15 protein-coding genes are annotated in these 22,054 nt (G+C 48.1%); 6 read left to right on the top strand and 9 right to left on the bottom strand.

The genetic code is table 11. The features are described from left to right. Window positions 1-150: 150 nt before the first annotated feature. Both O59_RS01380 and O59_RS01375 read right to left on the bottom strand, forming a co-directional pair. Window positions 151-1,524, bottom strand: a complete 1,374-nt coding sequence (locus O59_RS01380; RefSeq protein WP_007638737.1) for a PAS domain-containing sensor histidine kinase — start codon at window positions 1,522-1,524, stop codon at window positions 151-153. Next, complete coding sequence (locus O59_RS01375; RefSeq protein ID WP_007638735.1) at window positions 1,514-2,911, bottom strand: sigma-54 dependent transcriptional regulator; 1,398 nt, start codon at window positions 2,909-2,911, stop codon at window positions 1,514-1,516. Before O59_RS01375 ends, O59_RS01380 begins: the two co-directional genes overlap by 11 nt. A 281-nt stretch (window positions 2,912-3,192) precedes the next feature. On the opposite strand from O59_RS01375, the gene O59_RS01370 reads away from it, so the two are divergent. From O59_RS01370 to O59_RS01360, 3 genes are read left to right on the top strand one after another with little or no spacing between them, the layout of a single operon-like run. Then, window positions 3,193-4,449, top strand: a complete 1,257-nt coding sequence (locus tag O59_RS01370) for an efflux RND transporter periplasmic adaptor subunit (protein WP_040391015.1) — start codon at window positions 3,193-3,195, stop codon at window positions 4,447-4,449. Between the two features lie 44 nt (window positions 4,450-4,493). Further along, complete coding sequence (locus O59_RS01365) at window positions 4,494-5,177, top strand: ABC transporter ATP-binding protein (RefSeq protein ID WP_007638732.1); 684 nt, start codon at window positions 4,494-4,496, stop codon at window positions 5,175-5,177. 24 nt (window positions 5,178-5,201) lie between these two features. After that, on the top strand, window positions 5,202-7,700 hold the full coding sequence (locus O59_RS01360) for an ABC transporter permease (RefSeq protein ID WP_007638731.1): 2,499 nt from the start codon (window positions 5,202-5,204) through the stop codon (window positions 7,698-7,700). Window positions 7,701-7,708: 8 nt separating this feature from the next. Here O59_RS01360 and O59_RS01355 read toward each other — a convergent pair whose 3' ends face one another. Both O59_RS01355 and O59_RS01350 read right to left on the bottom strand, forming a co-directional pair. Beyond that, window positions 7,709-8,824 carry a pectinesterase family protein gene (locus O59_RS01355; RefSeq protein ID WP_007638730.1) on the bottom strand — a complete coding sequence of 372 codons (1,116 nt, stop codon included), beginning with the start codon at window positions 8,822-8,824 and terminating at the stop codon, window positions 7,709-7,711. Between the two features lie 87 nt (window positions 8,825-8,911). Then, a complete protein-coding gene (locus O59_RS01350) occupies window positions 8,912-10,387 on the bottom strand; it encodes a mannitol dehydrogenase family protein (protein WP_007638729.1) in 1,476 nt (491 codons plus the stop codon). Between the two features lie 326 nt (window positions 10,388-10,713). Between O59_RS01350 and O59_RS01345 the strand changes: the two genes are divergently transcribed. Continuing rightward, the gene (locus O59_RS01345; protein ID WP_151055536.1) at window positions 10,714-11,655 is read left to right on the top strand and encodes a sugar kinase; all 942 of its coding nucleotides are present in this window, start codon (window positions 10,714-10,716) and stop codon (window positions 11,653-11,655) included. Between the two features lie 51 nt (window positions 11,656-11,706). On the opposite strand, the gene O59_RS01340 is transcribed toward O59_RS01345, so the two are convergent. The 5 genes from O59_RS01340 to O59_RS01320 all read right to left on the bottom strand — a co-directional run bounded on the left by O59_RS01340 (window position 11,707) and on the right by O59_RS01320 (window position 16,823). Further along, window positions 11,707-12,102 carry a VOC family protein gene (locus O59_RS01340; RefSeq protein ID WP_007638725.1) on the bottom strand — a complete coding sequence of 132 codons (396 nt, stop codon included), beginning with the start codon at window positions 12,100-12,102 and terminating at the stop codon, window positions 11,707-11,709. A gap of 116 nt (window positions 12,103-12,218) precedes the next feature. Further along, window positions 12,219-13,625, bottom strand: coding sequence for an NAD(P)(+) transhydrogenase (Re/Si-specific) subunit beta (locus O59_RS01335; protein WP_007638724.1), 1,407 nt, complete (start codon window positions 13,623-13,625; stop codon window positions 12,219-12,221). Window positions 13,626-13,627: 2 nt separating this feature from the next. Then, window positions 13,628-13,927 (bottom strand): proton-translocating transhydrogenase family protein, encoded by a 300-nt coding sequence (locus tag O59_RS01330; RefSeq protein ID WP_007638723.1) that lies wholly within the window; start codon window positions 13,925-13,927, stop codon window positions 13,628-13,630. A gap of 12 nt (window positions 13,928-13,939) precedes the next feature. Further along, window positions 13,940-15,112 carry a Re/Si-specific NAD(P)(+) transhydrogenase subunit alpha gene (locus O59_RS01325; RefSeq protein WP_007638722.1) on the bottom strand — a complete coding sequence of 391 codons (1,173 nt, stop codon included), beginning with the start codon at window positions 15,110-15,112 and terminating at the stop codon, window positions 13,940-13,942. A gap of 190 nt (window positions 15,113-15,302) precedes the next feature. Next, window positions 15,303-16,823, bottom strand: coding sequence for a UxaA family hydrolase (locus O59_RS01320; RefSeq protein WP_007638720.1), 1,521 nt, complete (start codon window positions 16,821-16,823; stop codon window positions 15,303-15,305). A gap of 668 nt (window positions 16,824-17,491) precedes the next feature. Here O59_RS01320 and O59_RS01315 point away from each other — a divergent pair. Together O59_RS01315 and O59_RS01310 are read left to right on the top strand one after the other, a co-directional pair. Next, window positions 17,492-19,009 carry a glycoside hydrolase family 28 protein gene (locus O59_RS01315; protein WP_007638716.1) on the top strand — a complete coding sequence of 506 codons (1,518 nt, stop codon included), beginning with the start codon at window positions 17,492-17,494 and terminating at the stop codon, window positions 19,007-19,009. Window positions 19,010-19,287: 278 nt separating this feature from the next. After that, the gene (locus O59_RS01310) at window positions 19,288-22,008 is read left to right on the top strand and encodes a TonB-dependent receptor (protein WP_007638714.1); all 2,721 of its coding nucleotides are present in this window, start codon (window positions 19,288-19,290) and stop codon (window positions 22,006-22,008) included. Window positions 22,009-22,054: the final 46 nt, after the last annotated feature.

Raw genomic sequence — 22,054 nt, 5'->3', positions numbered from 1 at the left:
AGATTGGTTAATACCCGACGCAATCTAGGCAGTGTTTATGACAATTTGATTACAGACTGAAGACAGTGGTCAAGGCGCTTGATTTTTACACCATCGCTATGATTTTTGATTATAAAAAATCCAAAAAAATAATTTTTTAGGTTAAGTAAGTCAAAACATCAAGCGCAAAACACTTCCGCCATTCTCACCCTGCAAAGCACAAACTGATCCGCGATGTGCTTGCATAATTTGCTTCACCAAAAATAAACCTACGCCAGTACCTTCGCGTTTTGATGTGTAAAAGGGCACAAAAATTTGCTCCAATTTGTCCGCCGGGATTCCTGCTCCATTATCAATCACATCAATTAATATATTGCCACCATGACCAATATAAGCCTTTAAGACAATGTGACCATGGGGTTTTTCTGCGAGGGCATCAACCGCATTTTTTACCAGATTAATTAATGCCTGCTCCACATGCGCGGGGTCAGCATGTAGCCTGAGATGTTCAGGAATGGTTGTGCATTCTAATGTGATCGCCCGTTCGCCTGCCTGTACCTGAAACAAGCGGCACACATCCATTAGTAAATCCTGCACCACTATATCCACGCACTTTAGTTGCGGTGGATTGGCAATACGTCGATAAGCCTGCACAAATTGCATTAAATGTTCAGCGCGGCGCGCCACCGTATGGATCGCCTGTTGTGCATCCTGCAAAGCCTCATCGGCACTCCCATGGTTATCTAATTGCGTCAACAATAATTCATTTGCCGTTTTGCTCAGCGATGCCACCGGCGTCATTGAATTCATAATTTCGTGGGTAAATACCTGCACCAAATTTTGCCAAGCGAGAATTTCCTGTCTATCCAGTTCACGTTGGATAGGCTGAATACTAATTACCTTTTTGGTTCCGCCAGGTAATTGAATCTCTGCCGCCGACAATGCCACTGCTATAGACACCTGATCACTCAACAAATGGGAGCTGCGCTGTTCGCCTGCCGTTATTTGCTGTATGTCCAACGCCAGTTGCGCGCCGTAATCCTGTAATTGATCCACTGCTGATAAATAGCTGCGTTTAAACAATTGCTGTGCCGCCGAATTAACCAGTTCGATTTTTCCGTCTTCACCGTCAACCACCACCAACGCAACTGGTACCTTTTCCAGCAGCAAACTGTAATAGCGCACCAGCTCTTCATTTTTTTGCCGCAGCTGTTGCAACTGCGTTTGCAGTTCTTCCCAGAGTACTTTCAGGTGTTGGCTCTGCTTAAAGCGGGTATTGATTCGACGTGCACCATCTTCATAACGCACTGCATCAAAAAAACTTTCCATTTCGCGCTGGGTGGATTGCATATAACAAAAAAGCAAATAAATCTGTATCGACAATAAGATCGCTATGCCAATCAAACTGAATAATAAAAATGGTTCAGCGTGATAAACACCAGCCAATAACAACATGGTGCAGAGAATCAACACTAACCGCAGCAGAATATTGGTGCGAAAATCCGTTAATCCTGAATTGATTGACAATACAGCGTTAGAGATCATGTTTTTCCATCCTGCGATAGAGCGCCATACGCGTTAAGCCCAATTCCCGCGCCGCTTGTGAAATATTCCCGGCATGTTTTTTTAGTGCCTGCTCAACTGCATTGCGCTCCAATATTTCCAAGTTCAAACTGTTGGTTTGTGTTGAATCAGTTGAAGGATTTTCAGTCGTAGGTGCGAGCGCAAAATCTTCTGCTTGCAAGATATCTTTATCACTCAATACCAACGCCCGCTCAATGGCATGATTTAGCGCGCGCACATTGCCCGGCCATGAATATTCCTGCAGTGCGGCCAGTGCTTTGTGGCTCAGCAGCGGTTTTTTGCGCTGGTATTTTTGTGCGTAAACACTGAGGAAATGATCGGCCAACAACGGAATATCGTCTTTGCGTTCGCGCAGTGGCGGTAGGGTAAGTTCTACGGTATTCAGGCGATACAATAAATCCTGACGAAATTGCCGCTCATCCCTTAGGTGCGCATAGCTAGCATTAGTCGCGGCAATAACACGCACATTGAGGGCAACCGGCTTTTCATCACCTACCGGCGTTACCTGACGCTGCTCCAGCACACGCAATAATTTTACTTGCAGATGCAGTGCAAGGTTGGCGATTTCATCGAGGAATAAAGTTCCGCCATTGGCGGCGACCAATTTACCCATGCGATTTTCATTGGCACCGGTAAACGCCCCTTTTTTATAGCCAAACAATTCCGCTTCAAACAAATTTTCGGGAATAGCGCCCATATCAATGGCCATAAAAATATTGCCGGCGCGTTTGGAGCGCGCATGAATCTCACGCGCTAGCAACTCTTTCCCGGAACCATTTTCACCCAAAATTAATACATTGGCTTCGGTTGGTGCACAGAGGTTAAGTTTGCGCAGTAGTTCACGCATGCTGGCTGTCTCGCCGATAAAACACGCTGGCTTTTGTCGCTGTGACAAATGCTCTAACGAGCTGCGCAACGCAACATTTTCACTCTGCAATAGGTGAGTGTTAGTGCGTGCCTGCGCCAAGGCCAAAGCGCTGTGAAGGGTGGCGATTAATTTTTCATTGCTCCAGGGTTTGATCACAAAATCCGTGGCGCCCGCCTTAATTGCATTGACCGCCAATTCAACACCGGCATAAGCCGTCATCACCACCACTACAATCTGCGGGTAGTGGGTTTGCAAATACGCAAGCCATTCAAAACCGTCGCGGCCAGAGTTATCGCCGAGGGTAAAATTCATATCCAGCAACACCACATCTACGGGGTGATGCGCTAAAAACTCCGGCAGCTCGGCCACATTATTTAAGCAGCTCAAGGTTTTTATCTGGCGTTTGAGTAACAGGCGCGCCGACAACAAAATATCCTCGTCGTCGTCAAGCACTAATAGGTGTCCAGCAGTTGCAGTCATGAAAAATGTCCCTGGCATTATTGTTTTCTAGTGAGCGTAACCGCAGTTTATGTCGTCCGATTACGAACAACAAGCGTTCGTAATCGAACACATCAAGTCTGCCTCACATTAATAAAATTCGCCTAACTTATTGAAATATATAGATTTTATGATATGGCGCGGCTGTTGCTAAATAAGTATCTGAGCAGGCGTATAAATACCGCCGAAAGCGGGCGATAAGCCTTTGATAGTCCAATATTTTTTATTCAAGCAGCGATAACCGAGCGGACAGAAAACTCCTAATGACAATGGATATACCCAGACAACTAAATTTTTGGCAAAAATGGCGTAGAACAATCAGCGCAGTCATATTATTTGTAACGCTTGCCGCGCTCTGGGTGATGGCAGCGCCAAGCAGTGAGCGCACACTGCGCGTGAATAAAAATGATTTGGTTATTGCGTCGGTGCAGCAGGGAATTTTTGAAGATGTCATTCCGCTGCGCGGCGAGGTAATGCCCTTGCGCACGCTTTATCTGGATGCGATTGAAGGCGGACGGGTAGAAAAAATCCATGTGGAAGATGGAGCAACGATTGCAGCGGGAGCGGCGATTGTGGATATCTCCAACACCCGCTTGCAATTGGAATCCATCACCCGAGAAGCTCAGGTGAGCGAACAGATTAATTTATTGCAAACCCAGGAATTAAATCTGGCGCGCAACGACCTTGAACATAAACGCAACTTGAATGAATTGGATCATCAAATAACAACCGAGAGCCAACGCTTGGAGCGCATGCGCCCGCTCATCAAACACCAATTAATTTCCGCAGCAGAATTGAAAGAAGCAGAAGATAATCTGGTCTATTTAAAAAAACGTCAACAATTAATCCGCGAGGCACGCGAAGTTGATCTGGCATTACAAGCGGCGCAAATGAAACAGCTGCGCGATTCAGTCACGTCGCTCAATAACAACTTAACCTTTGCGCGCACCAATTTAGCGAGCCTGAATGTGACGGCACCGATTGCGGGCCGACTGACGGCATTTAATCTGGAACCGGGGCAATCGTTGATGCCCGGTGAACGTTTTGGCCAAATTGATGACCCGGATCACTTCAAACTAATGGCTCAGGTGGATGAGTTTTACATGAACCGCACGCGGGTAGATCAAACCGCACTGGCAAAAATAAATCAGCAAGAATTTCCACTGCGCATTAAAAAAATTTATCCGCAGGTTATTGACGGCCAGTTTCGTGTGGATTTGGTATTTACCGGCGAGCAGCCCGCGAATATCAGCCGCGGCCAAACTTTGCAGTTGCGCTTGCAGATGGGAGCCAATGAACCGGCGCAATTAATTCCCAACAATTCGTTTTTTCAAGACACGGGTGGTCATTGGATTTTTGTTGTATCGGCCGATGGCAAGCGCGCGTATCGGCGCGATATAAAACTGGGGCGGCGCAATAGCCAGTTTATCGAAGTACTGGCCGGCTTGGATCCAAACGAGCAAGTCATTGTTAGCCCCTATACCACCTATAACGATATTGATTCCCTGAAGATTCAGTAATCAACCGACATAAAACCCGACATATAAATAGCAAGGAGAGGGACATGATACGCCTTAACAATATTGACAAAATATTTCGCACCGAAGCGATAGAAACCAAAGCGCTGGGTAATATTAGCCTGGAGATTAAACAAGGCGAATTTGTTGCCATTATGGGGCCATCGGGCTGTGGAAAATCGACCCTGCTTAATATTCTGGGTATGTTGGACAACCCGGATCAGGGTGATTATTTTTTTAATGGCGACAATATCGCCCGTCATTCCGAGTCGAAATTAAGTGAATTACGGAAACACAATATAGGTTTTATTTTCCAGAGCTTTAATCTAATTGATGAACTCAGCGTATTTGAGAATATCGAGTTGGCATTGCTCTATCACAAAATTCCGGCTGCCGAGCGCCGCGCACGTGTGCAAGCGGTTATCGAAAAAATGGAAATTGCCCACCGCGCGCAACACATGCCCAGCCAACTCTCCGGTGGTCAGCAGCAGCGTGTTGCTGTCGCCCGCGCATTGGTTGCCAACCCCAAACTCATTCTTGCCGATGAACCCACGGGAAATCTGGATTCGGTACACGGCCAGGAAGTGATGCGCTTGCTGAAGACGTTAAATCAGGAAGGCGCGACCGTGGTGATAGTCACCCACTCCAATGAGCACGCCAGTTACGCCCAGCGCCGTATTAATTTATTTGACGGAAAAATTGTTGCGCAAACCCAATTGGCTGCTGCTTGATAACCTTAATAATAGGGATGCGTTATGTTTAAACATTATTTGATTATTGCGCTGCGTAATTTGGTGAAGAATAAAATAAACAGTGCGATAAAAATTATTGGGCTGGGTTTGGGTTTGGCAGCAGTGCTGACGGTGATTATTGTCAACTACAGTGAACTCACCTGGGATTCATTTTGGCAGGATGCAGATCAGATTTATCTAGTGCGCAGTGAATCCCGAATTGGCAATCGGCAAGAAGTATGGGATTCAATTAGCGAAATTCATTATCCACAATTGCGCGCTAGCCTGAATGACCAGCTTTGGATGACAAAAATAGAAAGCAGCGGCACTGAAGTTAGTTTGGTTAATGCCAATGAACCCTTATCGCTACCAAAACCAATGCCCATCACGCAAGTTGATCCTGATTTTCTCGCTATTTTTCAACCAGAGATATTGGCCGGAGACCTGAGTACTTTTGCTGAGCGTCCTGACGTTGCGTTTATTAGCCAAACTCTTGCCAAGCAGATCTTTGGTAAAGAAAGCCCAATAGGAAAAATCCTGGAATTTCGGTTGCCGCCAACAATAGCGCAACAACAATCAGGCGAACAACCTGCGCTGCAACAGGTGCGCATTATTGCGGTGGTAGATATAAATAATTCCCGCAGCCATATTAAGCCATCCATCTTTTTTCCCCGCTTGCATAATCCGCCAATTCCGTCTGAGCAGGGAGCTTTTATGCGTGAGACCTATGTGAAGGCGAGAAAAAGCCTCGAAGCGAGCCATATAGAAACCCTGCTGAATAAGGCCGGTGAAGCCAGTTTATCCACCGATAAAGAAGAAAATAAATATAGCCGCGTTGACTATTCCCTGATGCCAATTACCGAACGTCATATGAACGACAGCGCGAGTGAGGGAAATCGCACGCGGGTAGTTATTCTATCGCTGTTGGGATTAGTCATTTTAATTGTTGCTATAGGAAATTTTATTAGCCTCGGGTTAGCGGGGTATGTGGCGCGGCAAAAAGAAGTTGCCCTGAGGCGTATGCAGGGCGCCGGTATTGTGCAATTAGTAGCGCAGTACTGGCTGGAAAATTTAGTGTATGTCACTGCCGCTTTTTTGTTGGCACTCATTTTATGCGAATTGTTTTTACCTCACTTAGCGGGATTGCTGCAGTTCCCCTTGGTGGATGGCATTTTTGTAAGCCCTGTATTAGCGCTCATCTGTGCCGCCATAGTACTACTGGTATCGTTTTTAATTGCCTGTTATCCCGCCATTTATTTTTCCCGAATGAATCCAGCCATTATTCTGCGCGCGAATCGTTCAACCGAAACCCCGGTATCCATTATTACGCGCAAAGTGTTGTTACTGGTGCAATTTATAGCGCTAGTGTCATTGGTAATTGTGCTTGCTGCTATTCACCGTCAACTCACGCTAATCAATGAATACCAGCCGGGCTACAAAACACAGGGAATTGTGATGTTTATTGCCCAGAGCAACAGCGGTCTCGGCAAAATTCAGCGCGAAACGTTGAAACAAGAATTAACTAAAATGCCCGGTTTTATTGCGGCAGCATCACCTATGGGGGATATTCCTGGTCGCAGTGAACACACCATGGATATCAGTTCCATGGTGAATGACGAGTCGCATGAGCATAGGGCTATTTATGATTGGGTAGCTGACGCCGATTATTTTGATGCTTATGGCATTGCGTTAATCGCGGGAACAAAAGAAAGCATTGTTACAAGTTTGAATAAACCATTTTCAAGGGATCAGAGCGGCCCTTCATTCGACACAATCTTATGCCGCTCGACAGTGACTGCACTGGGGTTTGCATCGCCACAAGAGGCGCTGGGCCAAACCATTCAACTCTTCAAACAACCGAGAATGCCCCATGCACCTTCGTCCAAAATAATTGGTGTGGTTGAGAATCTTCATATAGGAGATCACAGAAAAGCACCCATGGATTGTATGTATATGACACTGAATACTATCGGTTTGGGTGGTATGGCGTTTGCTGTGAGTTTTGACCATGAGCCGAGCGTGCAGGAAATCGAAAATATTAAAACCCTTTGGAGTAATGCCGCTGGCACACCACCGCATCACTGGTTGTTTTCCAACTCCCTTGCTGACCGCTATCGCAATGAACAGCGGCTGCAAATATTTATGTCGGGTTTTGCGTTGGTTGCTTTAATCATTGGGCTGTTGGGCATTTATGGCATCACGGCACTCAATACGCAAAAACGCGCGCGCGAAATTGCGCTGCGTAAATTACACGGAGCCAAACAGTGGCAAATTATTCGTTTGTTAAACCGCGATTTTTCCCTGATTGCCATACTTGCTAATGTTATTGCCTGGCCGATGGCAATTTATGCGGTAAGCACCTGGTTGGAGAGTTTCTATCAACATTTTTCATTGCTGTTGTGGCTGCCAATATTCTGCGCTAGCGCACTGGTCATTTCATTACTAGTGGTGTGGTTTACTGTCACACTTCACTCGCTGAGCATTGGCCATTTGCGTCCTGCTGAGGTGCTACGCGATGAATAAAATAGTCGTTAGGGTTGCCAATCCCCCAGTATTTTTTCGAGCGTATATTCTTTGGCTTCTGCATTACTGAGTTGACGGCGTTTGCTATTAATTACTGCACCGGGGCCGCTGCTATTAAATTCAAAAAAGCGGGAGTCCTCGGGTAGAAAATGTATTTTGCTGCCGTCTTTGGCGGTGCCACTCATTGAATACCAGCCATCAGTGGTGATGTGCGCATCCATCCAGCTATTAATAAATACGGCTTTTCCAATCGCGTTGGGATCGGCGTAGCGGCCGTCGGCAAACTGGGTGGTGGGGTGCCAGGGGCGCCCCAGGGGCACGGAATTATCCGCGACTGAATCAGCGCGAGTGAGTTTGCAGTTGATAAATGTCAGCCCGTAAAAATTATTAATACTGGTAGATGGCGCGGTGACATAACCGTGCGGGGTGCTGGCGCTACCACGGGGCAGGGTTTTAATTTCAGAGTCGGTAAACACTGCGTTGCCCCTGCCAAAAATGTAATCCACATTGCCGGCAATCAGGCTTTTATCAAACCAGCTGCGGCCGCTGTTGACATACAGGGTGTCCTGATAGCCAAGTAGATTTACCTCGCGTGCAATAAATTGGTCACTGCCTATATCCAGGAATAAGGCAACTGCCTGCGTATTACCCACGCGTTCGGTCGCGCCAGGCTCCAGTGCATCGTTGCGCAAAAAATCGAACGAATTTTCCACCGTTAGTTGCTGCAGTAGTACACCGGTGGTGCGCACAGTGAGTGTGGCTGAGCCGGAGGTGCCCCAGATTTGACCCTTGGTGGCACCCGCAAAGGTGGCTTGTTGGCCAGCGTAGGCATCGTAATACAAGCGGGTGTTATTTTTGCTGGCGCCAATTAAGTGGATATTGGGTTTGGCGATAATAATTTTTTCGTAATACTCACCGGCGTGAATAAAAATACGATAAGGCTTGGTTGCATTATTAGGTGCGGCTTCAAGGGCGGCGGCGATGCTAGTGAAATGGTTTTCTGTCGTAGAATTGGTACGGCTGACAACAGCATCGTACGGCGATAAGGGCTGATTGGCGCAGCCGGCAATCAGCAGCACTAAAAAAATAAGCGCAGGAATAATAGCGGGGCGATAAAAAATCATAGCGCGATACCACGGTAGGGGCGCAATTTATTGCGCCCTGTTTAATTTGGATCGGTTTATTGGGCGCAATAAATTGCGCCCCTACAATCAGGCAAAGGTTTCTTGAATGGAGGCCAACACACCTTTGGCGTAAAAACGTTCCAGCCATTGCGTAGTAGTCGTTACAAAACGTGCTTCGTTAATTAAATCGCGACCAAATACTTTTTCGATACTGACAACGGCGTGCACCATGCCGGCAGGGTTGCCTTGGTTGGCATCGCAAGCAGCGCGCAATTCTTTGGCCAGTGGGTCAGACACTTCAATCGCGTTGCCTTTTTCATCCACACCCGATACATAGCGAATCCAGGCGGCGACACCCAAACACAAAATATCGATGTGCCCATTGCCCTGCAATTGTTCGCGCAGAGTTTCCAATAAACGCTGCGGCAATTTTTGTGAGCCATCCATCGCAATTTGCCAGGTGCGATGTTTAAGTGCTTTGTTAGAGAAACGCTCGCGCAGTTGTTGTTTGTAAGCTTCAATGTCAAAACCCGCCGGAGCAGTGACGGTTTCACCCGCTTCGCGCGCCATGTAAGTTTTTACCAAATTGACAAACGCCGGTTGTTCCATCACTTCGCTGATGTAATCAAAGCCGGAGAGATAACCGGTGTAGGCCATGGTGGAGTGAGCACCGTTTAATAAACGCAGTTTGATTTTTTCAAACACGCGCACATCTTCCACCAGCAAAACGCCTACTTTCTCCCACTCAGGGCGACCATCGGCAAATTTATCTTCCACTACCCATTGTGAAAAGGGTTCGCACACCACCATACCCTCGTCGCGCAGGCCGAGGCGCGCTTCTATCTCGCGGCGATCTTCATCGGTAGTAGCGGGTACAATGCGATCAATCATAGTGCAGGGGAAGGTGGCGTTGGTTTTTATCCACTGGGCAAAAGCGGGAGCAATTTTTTCTGCAAATTGACACACGACTTTTTCCAATACTTCGCCATTGTTGGGCAGGTTGTCGCAGCTTAATAACGTGAATGCTTTTTGGTTGTTGTCAAAACGCTGTTTGAGTGCGGAGACTAAAAAGCCGATCGCGGAGACGGGTTTATCCAGGTGCGCCAAATCGTGAATAATATCCGGGTGATTCAGGTTTAAATTGCCGGTGGCTGGGTCGTGGCAGTAACCTTTTTCAGTAATGGTGAGCGATACAATTTTAATATTGTCCGCGGCCATTTGCGCCACTAGTGCGGCGGGGTTTTCCGGGCCCACCAAGGTGTCCAGCACGGCGCCAATCAATTGTAATTTTTCACCTTCGCCGGAACGTTCTACCAGCGTATACAAACAATCCTGCGGCACCAGTTGATCGCGCACACTGGCGGAACGCAAGCTGCTGCCAATGATCCCCCAATCACCACCAAACTTATTTAACACCGCTTCAGTATAAAATGCCTGATGGGCGCGATGAAAAGCACCTATTCCCAAATGCACTATGCCGGCGTTGAGTTGGGTGCGGTCGTAGCTTGGTAGCACAACATCTTTAGGGAGTTCAGCGATTGCATGTTTGTTTAAACGATTCATTATAAAAATCCAACAGAGTTAAATACCAAAAATACATTCAAATAAATGACTAACAAGAATAAAAATAGGAATAATATTCGTTGTGGCTGCGTGTTATTTTTTACACGCAAGCGAAAAATTTAAATCAATTAACCATAGCCCTTACACCACTTCAGTTGGCTAAAGTATATCGGCTCACGCGCGACAAAATTCTATTTTTAGCAAGCCAAGAGTGTTATATTTTGTTTTTATTTTGCGCCCACAAAAAAAATTCTGTTTGCAGCAAAATACAATTCGTTTTTAAGCCTTACCTATTTAGTCATCTACTATCAACCGGAACTATTCAAATGGCACACATAGCAGCGATTGGCGAAGTCATGGTGGAGCTGGCTCCATTTCCGACAGCTGACAGCAACGGCCGCGAAATCATGGCCTTATCGTTTGCGGGCGATACCTATAACACCTCGGTGTACATGGCGCGCCTGGGGTTAAAAACTGATTACGTCACGCAGTTAGGTGAAGACCCCTACAGCACACAAATTATGCAGCGCATGGCCAACGAAAATATTGGCACCGGCATGATTAAACAACTGCCCGGTCGTTCACCTGGTTTGTACATTATTCGCAATACCCCCGATGGCGAGCGCGAATTCTTTTACTGGCGCAAAGAGGCTCCGGCACGTGAATTATTTGCTTCGCAAGAAGCGGCAGATCAACTCTGCCAAAAACTGGTGCACTGCAACTGTGTTTACCTGAGTGGTATTACACTGGCGATTATCGGCGAAAAATCCCGTGAATTTTTGTACAACAGTCTGCATAAGCTGCGTCAGCAGGATGTGATTGTTGCGTTCGACAGTAACTATCGCCCGCGTTTGTGGCGCGATAAAAGCGAAGCACAGCAAGCCATGTTAGCGATCATGGAATACACCGATATCGCACTGTTGACGCTGGATGACGAACAACTGCTGTGGGGGGATGATTCGGTTGAAGGCTGCAAACAGCGCTACGCTGCTTACGCACTCAGCGAGTTGGTATTAAAGCGCGGCGCCGATGATGCAATTATCATTACACCCAACGAAGAGCTACGTGTTCCTGTTCCACCGGTGCAGGGCGTGATTGATACCACGGGTGCAGGGGATACCTTTAATGCCGGTTATTTAGCGGGCCGGTTGATGGGCAAATCACTGACTGATTCCGCCAAGCAGGGTATTCGCTGCGCGGGCATTATTATTCGCCATCGCGGTGCAATTATTGATAAGGCTATTTTTGATAAAGAACTTGGCGCATAGGCCTTGTTAGCATTGCGCGGGATTCTCCCGCGCAATGCACTAAAAATTTTTTTACTGCTGGCAGCGCAACATTTTATTGCCGCGCTTGCACAATTGAATTGCCAAGCCCCAAGGATCGCGCATCATCACCAGGTGCGAGCCATCTTTAATGTGGACTTCTTCCGCAAAACTCGCGCCTACCGCTTCCAATGCCGCACGTTTTTCTACCGGGTTTTCGCACACAAATGCCAAATGCACGAGCAGTGGATTCATATTGGCGTAGTCGGGTACTTGATCGGGCGGGTTGTTGTAAATCTCCAACATGACATCGCCGCTTTCATCGCCTAAAAAATGGGTGTTAGCACCGCCATCCTGTTTGCGCACAATGGTTAAACCCATGTGCTGTACATACCACGCCGCCATAGCGATTGGGTCTTTTACGTTTAAGGCAAAATGTTCAATTTTCATAAGCGATTCGTTTAACAACCTGCTTGCCAAGGTGCGTACTGTGAACAGCCCACACTGAAAAAAAGGAGTAGAAAAAAGAGTGCCCAGGGGCACTCAACAAGGGACTACTCATGAGGTTATACAATATTCTTAACGATTGTCTCCACCATTTTTTTGGCATCGCCAAATAACATCATGGTGTTGTCGCGGTGGAACAATTCGTTTTCTACACCGGAGTAACCCGATGCCATGGAGCGTTTCACAAATAATACGGTGCGCGCTTTTTCCACTTCCAATATCGGCATACCAAAAATCGGGCTTTGTGGATTGGTTTTTGCGGCCGGGTTGGTGACATCGTTAGCGCCAATTACAAAAGCGACATCGGCGGTTTGGAATTCATTATTGATATCGTCCAACTCAAATACTTCGTCGTAAGGCACGTTAGCTTCAGCGAGCAATACGTTCATATGTCCCGGCATGCGGCCAGCCACAGGGTGAATGGCGTAGCTGATTTTTACCCCGGCTTTTTTCAACTCTTCACACATTTCACGCAGCGCATGTTGCGCCTGTGCTACCGCCATGCCGTAACCGGGCACAATAATGACCGAGCCAGCGTTTTTCATAATAAACGCCGCGTCTTCCGCGCTGCCACGTTTTACCGGGCGCTCTTCACCACCATCGCCACCGGCAGCCGCAGTGGTGTCCGCCCCAAAACCGCCAAGAATCACGTTAAAAAACGAGCGATTCATGCCTTTGCACATGATATAGGAGAGGATGGCACCTGACGAGCCGACTAGTGCACCAGTTACAATCAGTGCATCGTTGTGCAGGGTAAAACCAATACCGGCAGCGGCCCAACCCGAATAAGAATTGAGCATCGAAACCACTACCGGCATATCAGCGCCGCCAATAGGAATTATCAGCAATACCCCAATCACAAACGCCAATGCGGTCATGCCCCAGAATACCCAAGGCGATTGATCGACACAGAAATAACCGATCAAAGCGAGTATCGCCGCGCCGAGAATGGCATTAATAAAATGTTGGCCGCGAAAGACAATCGGCTTGCCCGATACCAAACCTTGCAGCTTGGTAAATGCAATCACCGAACCGGAAAAAGTAATTGCACCAATTACCACTCCCAGCCCCATTTCAATTTTGCTGGCGATAAAAATCTCACCGGTTGCGTTCACAATGCCAAAGGCTTCGGGGTTGCTAAATGCGGCACCCGCCACCAATACGGCGGCCATGCCCACCAGGCTGTGAAAGGCGGCGACCAATTGTGGCATGGCAGTCATGGCGATATTGCGCGCAATAAAAATCCCAATCACGGCGCCTATGGCGAGCGCAATTACAATCCAATCGTAGGAGGTTACTGTCGGGCTTAAAACCGTGGTGACTACGGCGATCAGCATGCCCAACATGCCAAAGAAATTGCCCTTGCGCGAGGTTTCCGGTGATGACAAACCGCGCAGCGCCATAATGAATAAAACGGCGGCAACCAAATAGGCGAGCGACGTTAAACTTTCATTCACATTGCCCATGATTATTTCTCCCCTACTTTATTTTTCTTTTTATACATGGCAAGCATGCGATGGGTAACAGTAAAACCACCAAAAATATTAATGGCGGCGAGCACCATGGCGCAAAAGCCAAGCACCTTGGATAGGCTCATGCCTTCCGGGCCGACAGCAATTAATGCGCCCACAATAATCACACTGGAAATAGCGTTAGTTACCGCCATCAGTGGTGTATGCAGCGCGGGCGTTACGCTCCACACCACGTAGTAACCCACAAAAATGGCCAAAACAAAAATAGAAAGTTGCGAAACAAAATTGGCTTCCATGATGATCTCCCGTTAAGCAGCGCTAGCTGGTTTGAAGTTGGGGTGAACAATTTCGTTATCGCGTGTGAGCACGGTCGCCGCGATAATTTCGTCCTGCCAATTCACATTGAACTGTTTGTCAGCATCGATCATGGGTGTTACAAAATTCAAAATATTTTTGGCGTACAGCGCGCTGGCATCGGCGGATAAACGGCTGGGAATATTAAATAAGCCGATAATGGTCACGCCGTTTACCTCAATCACTTCACCGGGTTTGGTCAGTGTGCAATTGCCGCCTTGCTCTGCTGCCAGGTCGACAATCACCGAGCCGGGGCGCATGGAGTGCACCATCTCATCGTTAATCAAGGTGGGGGCTTTGCGGCCGGGAATTAACGCGGTGCAAATGGCGATATCTTGTTTCTTTAAGGTTTCAGCAACGAGTTCGGCCTGGCGACGTTTGTAGTCGTCGCTCATTTCTTTGGCGTAACCACCGGCGGTTTCAGCATTTTTCACTTCATCGCTGTCCACCATCACAAATTTTCCGCCCAGGCTTTCCACCTGCTCTTTGGAGGCGGCGCGCACGTCGGTGGCCGACACGATCGCACCCAAGCGTTTGGCGGTGGCGATAGCTTGCAAGCCAGCCACACCGGCGCCGAGCACCATGACGCGCGCAGGAGCTATAGTTCCTGCGGCGGTCATCATCATTGGCATGGCGCGGTCGTAGACATTAATAGCTTCCAATACCGCGCGATAACCGGCGAGGTTGGATTGTGAACTCAGCACATCCATGGATTGCGCGCGGGTAATACGCGGCACAAATTCGAGTGTGAGTGCGGTGATGCCAGCATCGGCATATTGCTGAATGGCAGCGGGATCGGAATAGGGGGAGAGCATGGCGATTAATAACGCGCCGCGTTTGATTAGCGCGAGCTCATTGATTGCACCCTCACCTGCTAGCTTTTCTTCCCCAAGCAAAGGGCGCTGCACTTTTAATACTATGTCTGCACTGCCAAGCAATTCAGCGAGGTTATCGCTAATGGTTGCACCTGCCTCTATATAAGACTCATTGCTGATGCGACTATTAATGCCGGCATCTTTTTCAACACTGACGCTAAAACCCAGAGCGATAAATTTTTTAACGGTATCAGGTGTGGCGGCAACACGTCGCTCATGCGCACGTCGCTCTTTGGTGATGGCTATTTTCATGGTTGTCGTCTCGTTGGTGATGGCAAATGTTTGGCAGTGCCGCACCCGACGCCGAGGCGCCGTGCGAGCCTGTCTGTTATTAAAGCCTGAGAAGGCGCCGTCATTTGCTTTCTAATGGTCTAGCGGCCGGATGTTTCCGGTTATTGTTTTTTTGTTTTTGCTCCCCTTCTTTGAAACGGGGAGAGGGGATTTAAACCACAGCGCCAATTTTCCACGGGATAAATTCGTTATCGCCGTAGCCGAGCAATTCACTTTTGGTTTTTTTGCCCGAGGCAACCGCTAAAATTTCTTCAAAAATTTCCTGACCGGATTGCTCCAGGGTGAGTTCGCCATCCACCACCTTGCCGCAGTTCAAATCCATGTCTTCATTCATGTGTTCATAGATTTTGCTGTTGGTTGCAAGTTTGATGCTGGGTGCGGGTTTGCAACCAAAAGCCGAACCGCGCCCGGTGGTGAAACACAAAATTTGTGCGCCCGAGGCAACCTGGCCGGTGGCCGACACCGGGTCGTAACCCGGGCTGTCCATAAACACAAAACCTTTGGTAGTAATGTCTTCGCCGTAGAGGAATACATCGGTCAAATTGGTGGAGCCACTTTTGGCTTGGGCGCCGAGGGATTTTTCAATAATGGTTGTCAGCCCACCCGCTTTATTGCCGGGTGATGGATTGTTGTTTAATTCAAAATCGTTGCGTGCGGTGTAGTCTTTCCACCACTCAATGCGATCCAATAATTTTTGCGCGATGGCGGGCGATTGCGCGCGACGCGTCAATAAATGTTCGGCGCCAAAAATTTCCGGGGTCTCGGACAAAATCACTGTGCCGCCGTGGCGCACCAGAATATCGCCGGCAATGCCCAGCGCCGGGTTGGCTGTTACGCCGGAGAGTGCGTCGGAGCCGCCGCACTGCAAGCCAATCACCAATTCGCTGGCCGGTACGGTTTCGCGCTGGCATTCATTCACCAGCGGCAACATGGCGCGCAGGGTTTCTATGCCCTTTTCAATCGCCAGGCGAGTGCCGCCGACATCCTGAATGGTAAATGCGGTAAAGGTTTTGGAGTCGGCCAGGCCGCACTCTTCCATCACGCGTTGAATCTGCATGGTTTCGCAGCCCAAGCCAACCATCATCACCCCGCCAAAATTGGGGTGGCGCGCGTAGCCATTAAACGTGCGACGCAGGGTTTCGTAGCCTTCACCGTCCGAGCGCATACCGCAGCCGCTGTCGTGGGTCATGGCGACTACGCCATCGATATTGGGGAAATTATTGAGCTCACCGGAGAAGGTGAAATGTTGGGCGATGGCTTTGGCCACGGTCGCCGAGCAGTTGACGGTGGTGAGTATGCCCACGTAATTGCGGGTGCCGACTTTGCCGTTAATGCGTTTGTAACCCTCAAAGGTAGCGCGTTGATCGACAGGCACAAATTCGGTGGTTTTGGCTTCTTTGCTGAAGCCGTAATCTTTTTCCCAGTCACCCATGGCGCAGTTGTGCACATGCACATGCTCGCCTGCCGCTATGTCCTGGCTGGCAAACCCAATGGTCTGGCCGTATTTAAGAATGGGTTCGCCCTTGCTGATAGCGCGGATGGCTACCTTATGCATGGCGGGGATGTCGCTGCGCAGGGTGACATCCTTTTCTACAAACAACACACCAGCGGGCAGCGCTACCTTGCAGATTCCGACGTTATCACTGTCATGCAACACAATAATGCTATTCACGCTGATTTCTCTCTTGATGATTGAGCGGTATAAGAAGTGTAGTTCGCTTGTAAAACTTCGGCGGCTTGCACCCGGCAAAACCATCCCTTTCCTATAAAAGGCTGATTCGTGCCCGATGAAAAATCTGGCCCGAAAAAAAAGGCGCCTTGCGGCGCCTCAAAATCGGCAATGGTATTCGGTCAATACCGGGATCTAATCTACCCCTCAAAAAATGCATCGGCAACAGCCCCAAAACCCTGAAAACCCCCTATGTAACCGTTCTCATTGTGGCTGCAGGGAGCTTTTAGCCTGTTACACAAAATGGGGCCAAATTATAAGTGATGAATATTTTAAATTATTTGTTAAATTAGGATGAGTATTCTTTTCTGAATTCAGATTATTTTTTAAATTATTTTTATCGATTGTTATGTGTATACGTTTACAAATCAATTGCTGATTAAATGTAAACGTATACATTACGTAATGTGGGAAAAAAATACTCAAATTATGCTTTTTGGGGAATTTTTAAGGGGTGCGGGTTGCTTTTATTCAACCTGACATACAGAATGTTTTTCACTCGATATGAGGATGTGTATCTTCTTTGTCCTTGGCGGCTAACAACACCGAACAGAAGAGCGCGTTCCATCGCCAGCTTATAAATAGATGCCCTGCAGCGCAGGCTTATATAGATGCTGGTGACGACCTATAAAAAGCTACAGCAGTGGCAGACAACACGAGAGCAACCACCAGTGACTGACTATTGCCTTCAACAGCCTACTCGTCGCACCTTTCTTGGCTTGACCCTTGCGGGCCTCGCCGGGTCGGCAACATTAACCAGCCTATCGGCTTGCAGTCGCCAAACTGCGCCTGCCGCTTTCTCCATCGATGCCTGGCGCAAGGCCGAAGCCATTCGCGCGCAGGTTGTTGCCCCGGTATTTCCCGAGCGCAGCTTTGATGTGCGCGACTTTGGCGCCAAAGCCGATGGCAAACACAACAATACCCAGGCCTTTGCAGCCGCTATCAAAGCCTGCCATGACGCTGGCGGCGGCAAGGTTGTCGTTGCCGGGGGCGATTACCTGAGCGGCCCGATTCACCTGTTATCCAACATTAACCTGCATGTGGCTGAAGGCGCGCGCATTCTGTTTATCACTGACCCCAGCGCCTATTTACCCGCGGTATTTACCCGCTGGGAAGGCATGGAGTTAATGGGGTATTCGCCGCTCATTTACGCCTATGGCCAAACCAATATTGCGATTACCGGCAAGGGTGTGCTGGATGGCCAAGCTAACCGCACTACCTGGTGGCCCTGGAAAGGTGGCGCTTGGAAAGGCGGTACCGACTGGAGCATGCCCGGAGTTCCCACCCAGGATGCTGCACGCGATAAGTTGATGCAGGACATGGAAAACGGCGTGCCCGTTGCCGAGCGCATGTATGCCGATGGTGCTTATTTGCGCCCGCCTTTTATCCAACCCTACGCCTGTAAAAATGTATTGATTGAAGGTGTAACCATCACCAATGCGCCCTTCTGGTTACTCAACCCGGTGCTCTGTGAAAACGTCACAGTGGATGGCGTGAATTGCATTAGTCACGGCCCCAACTCGGACGGCTGCGACCCGGAATCCTGCAAAAATGTCGTGATCAAAAACTGCTTGTTTGATACCGGTGATGATTGCATCGCCATTAAATCCGGCCGCAATGCCGATGGCCGTCGCTTGAACACGCCCACCGAAAATATTGTGATCAGCCACTGCAAAATGCGTGAAGGTCACGGCGGTGTGGTGATTGGCAGTGAAATTTCTGGCGGTGTGCGCAATGTATTTGTCGAACACTGTGAAATGAGCAGCCCGAATCTGGATCGCGGCATTCGCATCAAAACCAATTCCGTGCGCGGCGGCGTAATCGAAAACTTTTTTATCCGCGACATCACCATCGGTGAAGTCACTACCGCAATTGTTATCGACTTCGATTATGAAGAAGGTGATGCCGGTAAATTCACACCCACCGTGCGCAATATCGACATCCGCAATTTGCACTGCGAGAACGCCAAACATGTGTTCCAGGTGCGTGGTTACAAACGCTCGCCCATTCAAAATTTGCATCTCACTAACTGCCATTTCAAACAGGTGGGTGATATTGGCATTTTGGAGCAGCTGGAAAACTTCTCTGCGGTGAACGTCACTATTAAAGGTGCAGAATTTAAGGTGTGATCAGTAATTGGTGGCGAATAGATATTTTTTAAATAACCCGAAACTGCACATAACAATTTAATTGGTCTTTTTAAGTATTAATAATTTTGAAAGACCAGCTATCTGCCAAGCTTGAATTGGCAGATAGCAAAACGGTTCCAAATATAAGCAGATGTCGCGCTTGTAGGCGTAAAGTTCTGTGATGTTTGTGAAAACTGCCAACACTGCAATTAGCAATCGATGTTGGCAATGCTCGCTAGCTCAATGTATTTAATCACAATAAAAGATGGGGAATAGCTATGAGAAAATTTACACTCAATCCAATCGTGTTAGCCATGGCGGCCAGTATGGTCATGCCTGTCACGGCGTTTGCACAAGGTGACGACACTCTGGAAGAAGTTGTGGTAACCGGCAGCTTCCGTGACAGTTTGAAGAATGCACTGAATCTGAAACGCAATAGTACAGGTTCAACCGACAGCATTGTTGCTGAAGATATCGGTGACTTTCCTGATAACAACCTCGCTGATGCGATGCAGCGTATTCCTGGTGTAAATATTGATCGTGTTGGTGGCGAAGGCAAACAAATCAGTGTGCGTGGTTTAAGTGCCGATTTTAGCCGTGTGCGTATCAACGGCATGGAAACTATCGCGGCTGGCTACGGTAATAAAGGCCGCGCGTTTGACTTCAACATCTTTGCCTCAGAGCTGTTTAGCCGGATTGATGTGAAAAAAACCCAATCTGCTGAGATGGAAGAAGGTTCCCTTGGTGCAACTGTAGATCTGTTTACTGCGCGCCCACTTGACTCAGATGGCAATACTTATTCTGTTGGTTATACACAGGGTTTTAATGATCGCTCCGAGTCTAGCGACCCGCGCATTACCGCGTTGGCAAATTTGGTGAATGATGAAGGTACCCTCGGCGCATCTATTTCCGTGGCTTACTCTGAACGTACTGTGCTGCAAGAAGGTCACAACTCTGGCCGTTGGGAGGCGCTCGGCTCGCCAACTTCGGGTACTAACCGTTGGGCAAATGCTGCTACATTGCCTGCAGAAGTGAATGGTGCAAATATTCCTCGTTTCCCACGCCAATTGGATCGTGAGATTGGCATTGAGCGTTTGGGGGTTACTGGTGCACTCCAGTGGCAAATTGCTGATAGCACCAATGTGATTCTGGATGTTATGCATGCCGACTTGGGCTACACCCAAAACGACCTGACCTTAACACCAATTTCACTGGCGCGTACCGGTGCAACTGGTCGTCGCGAAACTACCGTAACTGACTATGCGTATGACGCATCCACCAACTCACTGCAATATGCAGCATTGAGCGGTGTAGATGTTCGTTCCGAAAATGCCTTCGTGGACGCCGACACTACTTTCGATCAATACTCCCTGGCAGTAGAACACGACTTCACTGAAAACGTTCGCATCAAAGCATTGTTGGGATCTTCCAAATCCGAGCAGGATTTGAAAGAAGAATCTACAGTTATTTTTGAGCGCTTTAATGCTGATTTTACTTATGATTATCGCAATAGCGCGATGAATCCTGAAATGAGTTATGGTTTCGATTTAGAAAATCCAAGCAACTGGCAAATTTCTGAATTGCGTGATCGCCCGGGTACCACTGAAAATACCTATGATGTTGCGCAGGTAGATTTTGCGTGGGATTTGAATGAAACCTTCACGGTGAAAGCGGGTGCTTCACTGAAGGAATTTAGTTTTGACAATGATAAAGCTCAACGTGACCGAGCAATATTAAATCAAACTTCACCACAAGGCACAGCAGTGAGTGTGCCGGCCGGTTGCGGTCTAACTCTGGCTGATATGAATGTAACCAGCGATCTTGGTTCCCTTTATACACCGTCAAATGGCGCTAATACTTTCTTCCTTCCGAATATTAATGCTGTGGCTGGCAAAACTGGTTTGTTTGATGACAGTACATGTTTCCCTCTAGTGAATATGGCTGGTGAAGATCGTTCAGTTGAAGAGGAAGACACCGGCTACTACGTACAATTTGACTTCAATACCGAGCTGGCTGGCCTGCCATTCCGTGGCGATGTTGGTGTGCGTGAAGTGGAGACTAAGCAAAGCTCAACCGGTCTGGTGAGTGGTACTCAAGTCACTGTAGAGCGTGAATATACTGATACATTGCCTTCTGTTAACTTGGCATTAGAGCCAATAACGGATGTGGTTTTGCGCGCATCTTGGGCAGAAGTAATGACTCGCCCTGGTTTGGGTAGTTTGACTCCCGGCGGTAGCGTTGATGTATTCAACCGCGTTTACACTGCAGGCAACCCAAATCTTGATCCATTCCGTGCCAAGGCAACCGATATCTCCGCTGAATGGTATTTTGCTGAGGAATCGCTCTTGTCGCTTGCATGGTTCAAGAAAGATATCGAGTCTTTCCCATCAACTATTCGTATTGACGTGCCTTGGGCGAGTTTAGGTTTGCCAGACAGTCTGTTGGCTACCGGCCCATCAACTCCAGCTGATATTTTTAACTATCGCACGACGGGTAACGGTGAAGGTGGTGAATTGGAAGGTTGGGAGCTGCAATACCAACAGCCATTTAACTTTGGTCCTGACTGGTTACGTAATTTTGGTATTAAAACCAACATCACTACCATTGAATCACGTGTAAATACCGGTACTGCTGCTGCACCAGTTTGGTCACGCTTAAATGGTCAGTCTGACGAGTCCTATAACGGTACCTTGTGGTATGAAAATGATTCAGGTTTCTCTGGTCGTATTTCTTACACTTTCCGTAGCGATTACCAGTCAACTGCCGTTACAGTGGTTAAAGATGCCGCTGGTCAAGCAGTCGGTTCAGATAATACTGATGAAGTTGGTGTAGTGGATGCATCCTTTGCTTATCAGTTGAACGACAATGTGAAGTTTACGTTTGATGCATTGAATCTGACTGATGAGCCAGAGACTCTGCTGCTGAGTGACTATGATTTAGTTGATACTACTCTCAAATCAGGTCGTCAATTCTACTTGGGTGTTCAGTACAGCTTTTAATTAAATTGTATGTATTGATCATCAAACAGGGATGCCAGGCAACTGG

Origin of the sequence: Cellvibrio sp. BR (assembly GCF_000263355.1) — a bacterium.
Lineage (GTDB): Bacteria > Pseudomonadota > Gammaproteobacteria > Pseudomonadales > Cellvibrionaceae > Cellvibrio.
Note: the sequence above shows the minus strand (reverse complement) of the source record. Positions and strands in the feature narration are given on the sequence as shown.